The sequence below is a fragment of the Bacteroides sp. 43_46 genome, from assembly GCF_001915455.1.
GTDB lineage: Bacteria > Bacteroidota > Bacteroidia > Bacteroidales > Bacteroidaceae > Bacteroides > Bacteroides caccae.
In genome coordinates this window covers 1-12,791 of the sequence record NZ_MNQN01000016.1, presented here as the reverse complement: position 1 = coordinate 12,791, position 12,791 = coordinate 1, and the positions used below count along the sequence as shown (strand labels likewise).

The 12,791-nt window shown below is 38.9% G+C and carries 10 protein-coding genes; 6 read left to right on the top strand and 4 right to left on the bottom strand.

Annotated elements, in window-relative coordinates; genetic code table 11:
- Window positions 1-12: 12 nt before the first annotated feature.
- A complete protein-coding gene (locus BHV72_RS01060; RefSeq protein ID WP_286853601.1) occupies window positions 13-1,284 on the top strand; it encodes a sensor histidine kinase in 1,272 nt (423 codons plus the stop codon).
- A 124-nt stretch (window positions 1,285-1,408) separates the two neighbouring features.
- Here BHV72_RS01060 and BHV72_RS01055 read toward each other — a convergent pair whose 3' ends face one another.
- Genes BHV72_RS01055 through BHV72_RS01045 form a run of 3 tightly spaced genes read right to left on the bottom strand, consistent with a single transcriptional unit; the run spans window position 1,409 to window position 4,256 of the window.
- Window positions 1,409-2,365 (bottom strand): ABC transporter permease, encoded by a 957-nt coding sequence (locus BHV72_RS01055; RefSeq protein WP_032837767.1) that lies wholly within the window; start codon window positions 2,363-2,365, stop codon window positions 1,409-1,411.
- Entirely contained in the window at window positions 2,358-3,101 is a 744-nt protein-coding gene (locus BHV72_RS01050) for an ABC transporter ATP-binding protein (protein ID WP_005675786.1), read from the bottom strand. The genes BHV72_RS01055 and BHV72_RS01050 overlap by 8 nt, the downstream gene beginning before the upstream one ends.
- 3 nt (window positions 3,102-3,104) lie before the next feature.
- Window positions 3,105-4,256, bottom strand: coding sequence for a COG1470 family protein (locus BHV72_RS01045; RefSeq protein WP_122295427.1), 1,152 nt, complete (start codon window positions 4,254-4,256; stop codon window positions 3,105-3,107).
- 320 nt (window positions 4,257-4,576) lie between these two features.
- Here BHV72_RS01045 and BHV72_RS01040 point away from each other — a divergent pair, with 320 nt between their 5' ends.
- Together BHV72_RS01040 and BHV72_RS01035 are read left to right on the top strand one after the other, a co-directional pair.
- Window positions 4,577-5,014 carry a PepSY-like domain-containing protein gene (locus BHV72_RS01040; RefSeq protein WP_005681163.1) on the top strand — a complete coding sequence of 146 codons (438 nt, stop codon included), beginning with the start codon at window positions 4,577-4,579 and terminating at the stop codon, window positions 5,012-5,014.
- A gap of 20 nt (window positions 5,015-5,034) precedes the next feature.
- Window positions 5,035-5,472, top strand: a complete 438-nt coding sequence (locus BHV72_RS01035) for a PepSY-like domain-containing protein (RefSeq protein WP_022041511.1) — start codon at window positions 5,035-5,037, stop codon at window positions 5,470-5,472.
- Window positions 5,473-5,626: 154 nt separating this feature from the next.
- Here the strand turns inward: BHV72_RS01035 and BHV72_RS01030 are convergent, their stop codons facing one another.
- The gene (locus BHV72_RS01030; RefSeq protein ID WP_122295396.1) at window positions 5,627-10,072 is read right to left on the bottom strand and encodes a translocation/assembly module TamB domain-containing protein; all 4,446 of its coding nucleotides are present in this window, start codon (window positions 10,070-10,072) and stop codon (window positions 5,627-5,629) included.
- A gap of 201 nt (window positions 10,073-10,273) precedes the next feature.
- Between BHV72_RS01030 and tsaD the strand changes: the two genes are divergently transcribed.
- The 3 genes from tsaD to BHV72_RS01015 form a co-directional block, all read left to right on the top strand.
- Window positions 10,274-11,296 carry a tRNA (adenosine(37)-N6)-threonylcarbamoyltransferase complex transferase subunit TsaD gene (gene tsaD, locus BHV72_RS01025; RefSeq protein ID WP_122295395.1) on the top strand — a complete coding sequence of 341 codons (1,023 nt, stop codon included), beginning with the start codon at window positions 10,274-10,276 and terminating at the stop codon, window positions 11,294-11,296.
- 76 nt (window positions 11,297-11,372) lie between these two features.
- Window positions 11,373-12,605, top strand: coding sequence for a competence/damage-inducible protein A (locus BHV72_RS01020; RefSeq protein WP_005675792.1), 1,233 nt, complete (start codon window positions 11,373-11,375; stop codon window positions 12,603-12,605).
- Window positions 12,606-12,727: 122 nt separating this feature from the next.
- The coding region (locus BHV72_RS01015; RefSeq protein ID WP_286853643.1) for a large ribosomal subunit protein bL28 at window positions 12,728-12,791 on the top strand (64 nt) is incomplete at its 3' end.

Below are 12,791 nucleotides of genomic sequence, written 5' to 3'. Positions count from 1 at the left end.
TAGGAGTCATCCATGAAATTAATATATTACATCATTCTCCGCATCACTTTAGCCTTGACACTTATCCTGACAATTTGGGCCGTATTTTTTTATGTTACAATGATTGATGAAGTAAATGATGAAGTCGATGATTCACTTGAAGACTACTCGGAGACAATTATCATTCGGGCATTGGCAGGAGAGGAGCTTCCTTCTGAAAACAACGGTTCAAATAATCAGTATTATCTTACTGAAGTAACTAAAGAATATGCTGGAAACCGCAATGATATCCAATATAAAGATTCTATGGTCTATATCGTAGAAAAAGGGGAAACAGAGCCGGCGCGTATCCTGACCACTATCTTAAAAAATGACGAAGGACGTTATTATGAACTGACTGTATCTACTCCCAGTATCGAGAAGGATGATTTGAAAGATGCTATTCAAGTATGGATTATCTTTTTATATGTAGCCCTGTTACTCTGCATCATAATCATATCTGTATGGGTATTCTATCGAAATATGCGTCCATTATATGTACTTCTTCATTGGTTGGACAGTTATCAGACGGGAAAGAAAAACGAAGCATTGAACAATGATACCCAAATCACAGAATTCCGGAAACTAAATGATGCAGCTGTCCGATATGCCGAACGGACGGAACAAATGTTCGAACAACAGAAACAATTTATCGGAAATGCTTCGCATGAGATACAAACACCACTTGCCATTTGCCGTAATCGGTTGGAAATGTTAATGGATGATGATTCATTGTCGGAAAATCAACTTGGAGAACTAATGAAAACGCATCAGACATTGGAATATATAACCAAACTGAATAAATCTTTATTATTGCTTACTAAGATTGACAATGGACAGTTTACTGATACCAAAGATTTGGAACTGAACACACTTCTCAAGCAATATTTGGAAGACTATAAAGAGGTCTATGATTACCGCAACATAGAAGTAAATATCACTGAGCAGGATCGTTTTCATATTGTAATGAACGAGTCTTTGGCAGTTGCTCTATTAACTAATCTCTTGAAGAATGCATTCGTGCATAATATGGACGGAGGACGTATACAGATTATTATTACAAAAAACAGCATTACTTTCCGAAATTCCGGGTCAGGACATCCATTAGATGAAGAACATATTTTTGAACGTTTCTATCAAGGAAGTAAAAAAGAGGGTTCTACCGGACTAGGGCTGGCAATAGCCGATTCAATTTGTCGTCTACAACATTTGAATATACGTTATTACTTCGAACAAGAGGAGCATTGTTTCGAGATTTTGAAATGATCGTTTTCGTCACAGAGAACACAAAGGACACGGAGTGAGAGTGAACAAGATATTTATCGGTTATTATAAACTGATCGTTCAAACTATTTCTCCGTGTCCTTTGTGGATTTTGTGGTACGAATCTCTATCGGGATCGAATTTCTCTTCTCATAAACATAATATAAGAGATAGCAAAACAGATAACTGTTGCTGCAATTAATCCCGTGAGTTGTGGCCATACTACCAGAAGACTTTGTCCTAATGGAAGTGGGCTTGGAATAGCTCCCTGAACTTGTTCCATTGTAAGTGGTCCTAGACTTCTTACAGAAGGCATTAACAGCGTCGTAGTAGCTTCATTAAATAACTCGCTAGGTGCCAGACGCATTAATCCGAGAATGAATTTTTGATAACTGATGATCTGATAAGGCGACGCCATTTGTGAAGGGCTCAATCCTTTTGCCACCAGATTTACAATCATTGTGTAGAATACGCTGAAAAACAACCACACTGCCACAGATGCCAACGCTGATGTAGCTGCCTGGCGAAAACGCAATGAAAATAGGATTGCCAAATTCAACCAAAAAGCAACATAGAAAATACTTGTTATAATGAAGAATACAATTCTCCAAAATTCCTCAGCCGTAGGAGGAATACCGATTGCAATCAGTCCGAATCCCATTACCAGAAAACCGAGTACGAATAGCATAACACCTATTACTATCAAAGCAGCCATAAACTTCGCATTAATTATGCAATCACGATGAATAGGCTGAGATAACATACGGCTTAATGTCCCCTTATTTTGCTCTGAATTGACGGCATCAAATCCTAGAGCAATACCTAATAGAGGTCCCAAAAAGTTGATAAACAACGTAAAAGAGGGGAGAGTTCCGTCCGAAGCTGTAAATAATTTCAAAAACAGAAACGAACCATCCGGATCATTCGGCTTTATTGCTGCGCCAATATTAGTAAGGGCAGTGTATAGAGAACCCATACAGGTCAGTGCAATAATACCGATCAAAATAATAAAACGCCAACTTTTGACATGATCGGATATTTCTTTATTGACGATAACCCAAAAAGGATGATTGACTTCATTCATGTTGTTCTCCTCCTTCCTCAAAATAATGATTATAGATATCAGACAGTTCCTGTTTCTTATCTTTCAGTTCTGTCATATCAATCAGTGCGAGTATTTTCCCATTACTAAATAATCCGACCCGGTCGCATACTTTTTGTACCTGATCCAGGTGATGAGAGGAAAAGAGCACGGTCAATCCCTTCTCCTTACTTAGCCAACGGATCAGTTCGATAAATTCCTGAACACCAGCAGGATCAATACCCGAAGTCGGTTCATCCAGAATAATAATTTCCGGATTCTTGATAAGTACATCCGCAAGTCCCAACCGTTGTCGCATCCCGCGTGAATATTTTCCTGCTTTCTTTTTCAGTTGATCTTCCAATCCTGTACGTTTCATTAACTCCATGGCCTTTTCTCTCGCTTCCTTATCAGGAATACCATTCAAGCGTGCTGTGTATATCAGATTTTCCAGTCCTGTCATATCATCATAAAATCCTACATCTTCGGGCAAATAGCCGATTTTTCTTTTTACTTCGATAGGGTGTGTAGTCGAATTGATGCCGCAAATCTCAACGGAACCCGATGTCGGTTCTGTCAACCCTAACATCATTAAAATGGTAGTTGATTTTCCGGCACCGTTCGGACCCAGTAATCCGAATATTTCTCCTTTTTGAATATGCAGGCGAATATGATCCACAGCAGTAAAATTACCGTATTGTTTGGTCAGATCGGTAAGTACGATCACTTGTTCGCCCATAATTTACCTCCTTCCATATTTACGGAACAGATAGTAAACTACACCGATAGCAGCCGCAATAATCAAAACGCCTACCCACCCCCATATCATCGGAGTTTTTACTGCGATTCTGAATTGCGCATCAGCGTTTACTTCAGGAGTTTTTGCCATAATGGTAGTCACATAGTCACCTGGGAGTGCTTTTTTAGAAGCTTTTAATATAGCGGTTACCGTCGATGTTTCGCCGGCTTTTAATGCATCAATTTTTGTTGGTTCGAAAGTTACTTCCCAATCAGCTGGTTTGCTGGCAGATAACTGGATATCTTTCAACAATGATGAACCTGTATTTTTTACTTCCAGTTCAATTCGCTTCACGTCTCCGGCAGTGATATCGGTGCTTAGTAATCCTCTCGGAGTAGTTAGTTCCATTTGAAAAGAACCGGTCACAACTACTTCCAATTCAAGTTCAGCCGAAGTAGTTCCCGTAGCAGCACGTACCGGGATTTTATAGCTTCCGGCTTCTACATTGGCAGGAGGAGTAATATCTATGCTTACATTCTGGCTACTGTTGGGTTCCACTTGTGCAGAGGTAGCTTGCTTGTAGTTAGGTTTAAAAATAACATTCCATCCTCTTGGTGCATTAGCCATTAAAGCATACAACTGTTGGTCGGCAGTCTGGTTCTTTAAAGTGGTACTGAAGGTAAAGGTTGACTTGGAGTTACCTTCCATATTGGGCTGGTCGGTAGTAAATTCAGTCTGGTAAGTACCTTGTTGAGCAACTACAACATCCAAAGGAAGTTTTACATTTCCGGCATACACTACAAAATGATAGTTTCCTTTATTTACCTTCAATGGAACATCGACTTTCAGATTAAAAGTCTTTTTTTCTTTGGGAAGTACGGACAATTGACTAAGGCTCCAACCGCCGGATTTCATTTCGTGTTTCCAACTGCTGCCCAATCCACTAACAGAAAGGTTTGCATTTGTCAATTCATCCGTATTGTTAATGAGGTCAATACTGTAATCAATTGACGCTCCCGGTGATACAGAAATTTTGGTGTAGGGAGTGTACAGAATCACGCTTTTAGGAATTGAGTCGTTTGCGTGTGTGTAGTTCAAGGGAATTAATCCCAATAGAATAGCTACTAATAAAAAACAATTTGTTCTCATAGTCATAAAAAAGTTCTTATGGTTATTTAATATGAATACTGTCAAATTTGTGTTTGCAAAAATAAACGATGTGTTTATTAGTAGTTTTAAAAGAATCATAAAGAATCTAATTCTGTGATGAAATATATAGTGACGTTATTTCCATTCGATAGTGACGATATTCCATAGATATGGTGACACTATGTTGAGGGCATAGCGTCACTATATTTTTATGAGATTTATTTTTTCGGAAATTCTCAAAATTCCCAAATCTTTTCAGATTTTCCCCTCATCTTTGCAATATAAATTAAATGATAACAGTAAAACCAATTAAAAAAACAACGATTATGAAAAAGTTAGTATTCTTATTAGTATGTTTGTTTACTTTGCAAACAGTAGCACGTGCAGACGATGACAAACCAATCCAGGTTACTCAAATGCCACAACCGGCTCAACAGTTCATCAAACAGCATTTTGCCGATAGTAAAGTTGCTTTGGCAAAAATGGAAAGTGATTTCTTCTATAAAAGTTATGAAGTGATTTTCACGAATGGCAATAAAGTGGAGTTTGGCAAGAATGGAAACTGGGAGGAGGTGAATTGCAAATATACTTCTGTTCCCACAGCTATTATCCCCACAACTATTCAGAAATATGTGACAACTAATTATCCTGATACTAGAGTGCTGAAAATTGAACGCGATAAAAAGGAATATGAAGTGCAACTTTCCAATCGTGTGGAATTAAAGTTCGATCTGAAATTCAATTTGATCGATATTGATAACTAAACCTTAAAAAAATAGAACTAATGATGAAACGAAAGATTTTTACCTTTTTATTGGTATTAGGTGTTGCATGGAGCTTACATAGTTGCGATAATAATGATGATGAATCAATAGCTGTTCCTGTTGAATTGCAAAGTACATTTTCGGCTAAATATCCGAATGCCACAAACGTAGAATGGGAAAACAAGTACGGATATTACGTAGCAGATTTCTATGACGGACATGAAGCATCTGCATGGTTTACTCAAGAAGGTAAGTGGGTTTTAACTTCATGGGAGGTACATTTCAACACATTGCCTGATCCTGTAAAAAATACGATTCATGCTACATATCCTGGACGAGTTGATGACGACGACACTGAATATGTTGAAGAAGCAACGGGTGTTACATACTACTTGATTGACATAGAAAATAGTGAGATAGATGTAAAAATAAGAGCTGACGGACAAATACTTGACTAATAATTATACAATAATCTTATTATGGAACGGTAACGAACTATTCATTTATAGTTTTAGGTAGAGTCAATCATGCGATTATTTTTTATGGGTTTCATACCTTGAAAATAAGAGTTTCTCTAGGTGAAACTCTTATTTTCAAGGCATCTGCGTTTTATCACTGCTCATGTTGCCTTTTTAATACAGACTTTGCTGTATTGGCATTTCCGATACTGTCTGTCTGCTGTTTGGACTTTTCTTCCTGTTTTCGTTTATTACGTAGCTTCCACTTATTCCAAAAGAACAGGTCACTCCATTTATTGAAATCTTTCTTGTACATAATACCTACACCTTGTGTAGTCAGATTTGTCTTTGTATAATATCGGTCGTTCGTTTCATTGTAAGCTTTCAAACGAATGTCTCCCGAACGGTTTATCAGCCATTCTGCTTCAAAGTCGCCCACAAAATTCGTGTTTGCCATTGGATTATCCCGATAACCAAAGTTTCCGTTAATAAGTAACCGGTTATTCAGTAACTGACCGGACAAGATGCCTTCCACTTCCATATCTGTCCAGCCTTTATCGCCTGTGCTTAGATTTGTTCCAATATTCCAGTTATTCGTTTCAAAGACTTGCGACAAGGCGTTATTCAACTGACCGGAGAGGGTGGAAGAAAGCACCGAAGACATCACGTTTGAATTTTGATTATTACGTGCATCCTCCGTGTAGAACTTACCAATACCCAATAGATAAAGGATTTGCATATTCATCTGTTCTTCCGTACTAATATAATTACGTACCAATGTTTGTACTTCATCCCGTTCGTTCGGAAGCTCAATACCTAATTTAATAGTAGGTCGTACCAATATCCCGCTCAAATTCATGATACAGTTCACCTTAACATTGGGTTGTTGTATGATTGACGAAGATTCTTCCGGTATCAGGTCATTCAGAGATGCTGAATTTACCGTGTAGGAAGCCTGAATGTCTAAGTTTGCATCCAGAGGGGCACCGTTAAAGGTAATCGTACTTCCGTTCTTGATAACAAAGTCTTTACGGATCACTTCCTGCAAACTGAATTTATATACTCCCTGATTAATTTGGTAGCTACCGAACATCTTCACATCCCCTTTATTGTAAAATTCTGTTCGTATATTTCCTGTACCCTTGCCACTGATATAATCTCCGGCAACAGGATCCATGATAATCTTCATTGTTGCATCTGGCGTCGCATCTACAAGAATATTCAATCGTATATCCGTCTTTTGTTCTTCCTCAGCTTCCTGACGTTTTTGTTGCAATTGTTCATAATAAGAAATTATTTGAATAGAATCCTGAATAGTGCGGCGGGGAGTTTTGTCTACAAACTTGATAAACTGGTTACTCGTAGCTGATGCAACACTACCATTAATATAAGTAAAGATGCTATTTCGATTGGTCGTCATGGCGACATTAACATCCAGTCCCTGTATGGCATTTCCGGTAAGCAATGCATTTCCGGTACCATACACCGTGCCATAGAAAGGCATGTCCGTCGATTCTTTTGTATTCATTACAAGCATGTTGTTTGCTTGTATCTCAAAACGATAATTTAAGTTCTTAAAATGCTGGAAATGCAGATAACCGTTCATTCTTCCCGAATGGCCTTCCATATCAGAAATATGTATATTGTTGAATGTCAATCCGGTAGGAGCTAAAAGAATGGTATCCTTTATAGCAAAATGAGTATTCAAAATATCAAAATTCATGGAAGCATTCGTCATGACTGCGCCATCGAGATTCAATCCTTTAAATTTCCCGTAGAAGTGTACTTTACCCGTTGCCCGTCCTTTTATATCATTTGCAATAGACTTCATATAATGTTCCAGAAACTTCAGATTCAGTTCATTTGCTTCGATATTTAAGTCAAGCCCACTTTCCGGTTTTAGCGGATGAATGATGCCGGTGACACGTGACGGGGTCGTAGAAATATCTTTGATAGATGCATCCAGTCGGATTCCTCTATTTTCATTATCCCATTCGCCATATATGTTCAAATCGCCCAAACGTCCTTGATTAAGAGAGAAATTTTTTATAAATAAACGCGTATTCATCACAGGTTTTTTGAAAACACCACTTGCATAGGCAGTTCCTGTAGCATCTCCTTCAAAATTTACATCATCGGAAATACTTGCAATATCAAACACATATCCCATGTTGATATCCTTTAAATCAACCTTTACACTATCTTGCGGATTGTCCGAAAGACGTCCGTTTATACGTACATAACGATCCTGGTGGCTAAAATAGAAGTTGTTCACGTCTACCTTGCCGGAATCCACTACTACCTGTGAAGGATGTATCTGCCAAAGGGTATCATTCAGAATAATATCCGTCGGTTTCACCTCTACCATTGCTTTTAATAAAGGCTTCTCTCCTTCGGTACGCAAGAACTTTGCCACAGCGGCCAATTGCCCGCTATATGTCACCGCAGCACTATTTCCCCAATCCAATGTCGTACTGATATTGTCGTCTTTAGCTTGCGCATCCAAAGAAAGGTTGACTGCTCCTTTCTTCTTCAGATTGGTCAGGCGCACCCGCGCACGAATATGATCTGATGGATTCTCGCACAAAATCATGCCCGACTCAATAAAGTTGTTCTTATATTGAAGACGGGGGAAGTATCCTTCCACACGCAAACGCTGCAAGGGATCATTAAAGTATCCTTTCAAAGTGGAATGAGTATATACCGTCAGCGGAATATCAAAAATCGTGGATAGAATATCTGTATTATATATATGTATATCGAATTGGAAATTATTGTGTGTTTCAATTGGCTTTTTGGGAGGTAATATTAATGACGGGACATATTTCCGCATAATATTCAGAATGCTGGCAGGCAATGTGTGATACTGGAACTTTCCTTCCACACTTGCTGTCAGAAACTCAGAAGTCAATCTCAACTGATTCTCGTTATTCTGTTTACTGGCCCGGATATTCATGTTGTTCATGAAGTATTGTTTCTCTGGTGACATAAATTCGAGGCTATCCACATTGATTTCTCCAATCATTTCGTCAACTGAGCCTCCCGTGAAGTTGGCTCTTAGTTTCAAAGAGAATTCCGTATCCGGATACTTGGAGGTGAGATTCAGGTCATGTGGCCGCAATTTATTGATAATAGCTTGAAAATTAAATGTAGGAATTCTGGAGGAAACATTCACATCTCCATTCAGATAAATAGAGCCATTCGGATCATCCAGTGCTACTTTGCCATTAAATCCTCCTTGCTTATATTCTCCGTCCAGTGTAATATTCTCATATCTATATCTACTATAATCTACGGAAGCTATCAGCCCTTTCAATTCAACAACAGGGAGTCGGTCGGTTACATGGCGCCCATGTACATCTAAGTTGAATGTGATTTCTCCCAGTTGCTCGTTAGCCAATAATTTACCTAACTTATAGTCGGTTGTTTTAACGGCACCGGAATAAGCAAACAATCCCTTACTTTTATCAGAACTCAATTTCAAGTCCATATTGACACCGCCCAAATCAGTATGCAATTGGCCATAAGTTACTATATCTGTGAAATAGCCGGAAACCTCTCCCCGGAAACTGACATTTCCCAAGCGTTCCAGTACTGGAGGCACTCCATTATAATCATGACTCAAATTGCGGACTAAAAATCCTACGCCACGAGTAGTAGCAGTAAGTTCGGATAGGGTTCCAAACACATAAGCGTCTTGCGGATGCGACAAGTCCTGAAGTGCCACATCTCCTTTAAGGCGGAACTGACGATTGTCGGCTGTTATTTCCAGATGCGAACAGGTCAATTGATTGACAGTACCTTTTACTTCCATATCCAACGATATCGGCTCTTTGAAGTGCGATAGCGCCGGAAGAAAAGGAGAAATATCTTTTAAAGTGATTTGTGACGGCAACGTACGGAAAGAAAAACGAACCTGCTCCGTAAAACGGTCAAAGGCTTTCAAACTATCATATATCAAATGAATTGTATCCAGTTTCAGAGATGTTTCGGGCAATTCGATAGCAAAATTGTCAATGCTTGTCTGCCTGCTATTGGCAACTAGCTTCAGACTCATCTTCTTCAAAGAGAAACCGGATACTTTTTCATCAAGGCTCAACCGCTTAATTCCCAGATTTATTGAATCTTTACTCAAGGCTTTCAATGAAATATTAGCTATAATATTCTGAAGATGGATGTGTTTGGCATTAAACTTCCCGGGTGTTTCTTCTTCTGAAAGTACATGATAAGCCATTCGCCCACGACGAATCAGGATAGAATTAATACGCAAATCCAATGAGTTGTCTTTCTTCACCGTATCATTGGAAGCAAATGCATCTAATACGAATTTAAAATTAGGTGGAGAGTCTGGTGTCTTTTTTTGAAGATTGATATTGAAACCGAATAACTGGACACTGCTAATGGATATCTTACCTTTAAAAAAAGGCATGATATCAAATTTGGCAGACAAACGAGTCACTTTGAGCATTTCCTGCTCGTCTTGGTCGTCAAGCAATACATCGTCAATGATGATACGGTTCAACAATCCTATATTTATCCGGCCAATTGTCACCCGTGTATTCAATAAGTCGGAGAGCTCCTCGGCTACAAATACACTCATGACTTGCTGAACACTTGGTATATTCAGCAAAACAATAGTTCCGATATATACTCCCAGTACAATACCAACTACCCAGCGTACAGTCTTTTTCAGCGTTCTGATAAGCGATTATTTTTATTTTGCGAACAAAAATATAAAATAGTTCGTTATGAATCGTAGTTTTATGATTACTTTTGCACCGTTTTAATAGTTTAATTACTTATGAGTGTAATAATATTAGGAATTGAGTCCTCTTGTGATGATACGTCGGCAGCTGTTATCAAAGATGGTTATCTGCTGTCGAACGTGGTATCGAGCCAAGCCGTACATGAAGCATACGGTGGAGTAGTACCCGAGCTGGCTTCACGGGCGCATCAACAAAATATCGTACCGGTAGTACATGAAGCGCTGAAACGTGCTGGAGTCACTAAAGAAGAATTGAGTGCGGTAGCTTTTACACGTGGTCCGGGATTAATGGGTTCATTGCTCGTCGGTGTCTCTTTCGCTAAAGGATTCGCTCGTTCCTTAAATATTCCATTGATTGATGTTAATCATTTGAATGGACATGTTTTAGCTCATTTTATTAAAGCAGAAGGTGAGGAAAATAGACAACCCAATTTTCCTTTCTTATGTCTATTAGTATCTGGAGGAAATTCACAAATTATATTAGTGAAAGCCTATAACGATATGGAGATTTTGGGGCAGACGATTGATGATGCTGCAGGTGAAGCTATTGACAAGTGCTCCAAAGTAATGGGGCTCGGTTATCCGGGTGGACCGATTATTGATAAACTGGCACGCCAGGGAAACCCGAAAGTATTCACATTCAGCAAACCGCATATTCCGGGGCTGGATTATAGCTTTAGCGGATTAAAAACTTCATTCCTCTATTCATTACGTGACTGGCTGAAAGAGGACCCTGATTTTATAGAACATCATAAAGTGGATTTGGCTGCATCATTGGAAGCAACAGTTGTAGATATTCTAATGGATAAATTGCGTAAAGCTGCAAAAGAATACAAAATCAAGGAAGTAGCCGTAGCAGGAGGAGTTTCTGCGAATAACGGATTACGTAATGCTTTTCGGGAACATGCCGAAAAATATGGCTGGGATATCTTTATTCCAAAATTCAGCTATACTACCGACAATGCAGCAATGATCGCTATTACCGGATATTTTAAATATTTGGATAGGGATTTTTGCTCTATTGATCTTCCGGCCTATTCTCGCGTTACATTAGAATAATTTCCTTATTGAAAATAGGCTCCTTGTCCGTAAGACTAAAAATATACCTTAATATATAGGATAAAATAAGGAAAGTATGTTTGCTGAAATAATAACCATTGGTGACGAACTGCTGATAGGGCAGGTTGTCGACACTAATTCTGCCTGGATAGGACAGAAATTAAATAAGATAGGCATTGAGGTTCTTCGTATTGTTTCAATCCGTGACCGGGAAGATGAGATTCTTGAAGCGATCGATAATGCGATGAAAAGGGTGAATATTGTTTTAGTGACCGGGGGACTAGGTCCTACTAAAGATGATATAACAAAACAAACGCTATGTAAGTATTTCCATACTAGACTGGTATTTAGTGAAGAAGTTTTTGAAAACATAAAACGGGTGTTGGCCGGAAAAATCCCCATGAATGCCTTAAATAAAGGGCAGGCAATGGTTCCCGAGGGCTGTACCGTTATAAATAATCCGGTAGGGAGTGCTTCTGTTAGTTGGTTTGAAAGAAACGACAGAGTTCTCGTTTCAATGCCGGGAGTTCCGCAGGAGATGAAAGTTGTGATGACGGAATCCATATTGCCCAAGCTGCATGAGAAATTTCAAACGGATGTGATTATGCATCAAACATTTCTTGTACAACACTATCCAGAGTCTGTATTGGCTGAAAAACTGGAACTATGGGAAACTGCACTGCCGGAAAGCATCAAACTGGCCTATTTACCAAAACTTGGAATAATCCGCCTGCGATTGACTGGACGCGGACAAGATAAAAAAGAAGTGCGGGCGCTTCTAGATAGCGAAAAAGCTAAATTAGAGAAAATTTTGGGTGAAGATATCTTCTGTGAGGAAGATACTCCTTTGGAAGTTATTATCGGCGAATTACTAAAAAAGAAGAAAATAACCGTTTCCACCGCAGAAAGTTGTACTGGAGGAAGTATTGCCGCACGATTAACATCTATTGCCGGAAGTTCGGAATATTTTAATGGAAGTATAGTGGCTTATTCCAATGAAGTAAAGATGAATCTCTTGTACGTTTCTCCCGAAACTTTGGAACGGCATGGAGCTGTTAGTGAAGAAACTGTGATTGAAATGGTAAAAGGTGCGATGAAAGCATTGAAAACCGACTGTGCTGTGGCAACTTCAGGCATAGCCGGTCCCGGAGGAGGAACTCCTGAAAAACCGGTAGGGACAGTTTGGATAGCTGCTGGTTATAAAAACGAAATTCGTACTTACAAGCAGGAAACAAATCGCGGAAGATCCATGAATATTGAAAGAGCCGGCAATAATGCGTTATTAATTTTACGGGATTTACTCAAATAAGGGAAAATTGGTATTCAGAAGTGAATTATTTTAGGAATTTCTTGTTTTATACGGATAAAAGTGCTTACTTTGCGTCCTGTTTGAAAGAAGTATAGATATAAAACTATAAAAATAAGATAGAAATGTCGAAGATTTGTCAAATTACCGGAAAGAAAGCCATGATTGGCAACAATGTTTCACACTCAA

Coding starts and splice junctions, on each gene's coding strand:
- BHV72_RS01030 (WP_122295396.1), bottom strand. CDS start 10,072: ATGAGTGTATTTGTAGCCGAGGAGCTCTCCGACTTATTGAATACACGG.
- BHV72_RS01055 (WP_032837767.1), bottom strand. CDS start 2,365: ATGAATGAAGTCAATCATCCTTTTTGGGTTATCGTCAATAAAGAAATA.
- BHV72_RS01020 (WP_005675792.1), top strand. CDS start 11,373: ATGTTTGCTGAAATAATAACCATTGGTGACGAACTGCTGATAGGGCAG.
- BHV72_RS01060 (WP_286853601.1), top strand. CDS start 13: ATGAAATTAATATATTACATCATTCTCCGCATCACTTTAGCCTTGACA.
- BHV72_RS01050 (WP_005675786.1), bottom strand. CDS start 3,101: ATGGGCGAACAAGTGATCGTACTTACCGATCTGACCAAACAATACGGT.
- tsaD (WP_122295395.1), top strand. CDS start 10,274: ATGAGTGTAATAATATTAGGAATTGAGTCCTCTTGTGATGATACGTCG.
- BHV72_RS01035 (WP_022041511.1), top strand. CDS start 5,035: ATGATGAAACGAAAGATTTTTACCTTTTTATTGGTATTAGGTGTTGCA.
- BHV72_RS01045 (WP_122295427.1), bottom strand. CDS start 4,256: ATGACTATGAGAACAAATTGTTTTTTATTAGTAGCTATTCTATTGGGA.
- BHV72_RS01040 (WP_005681163.1), top strand. CDS start 4,577: ATGAAAAAGTTAGTATTCTTATTAGTATGTTTGTTTACTTTGCAAACA.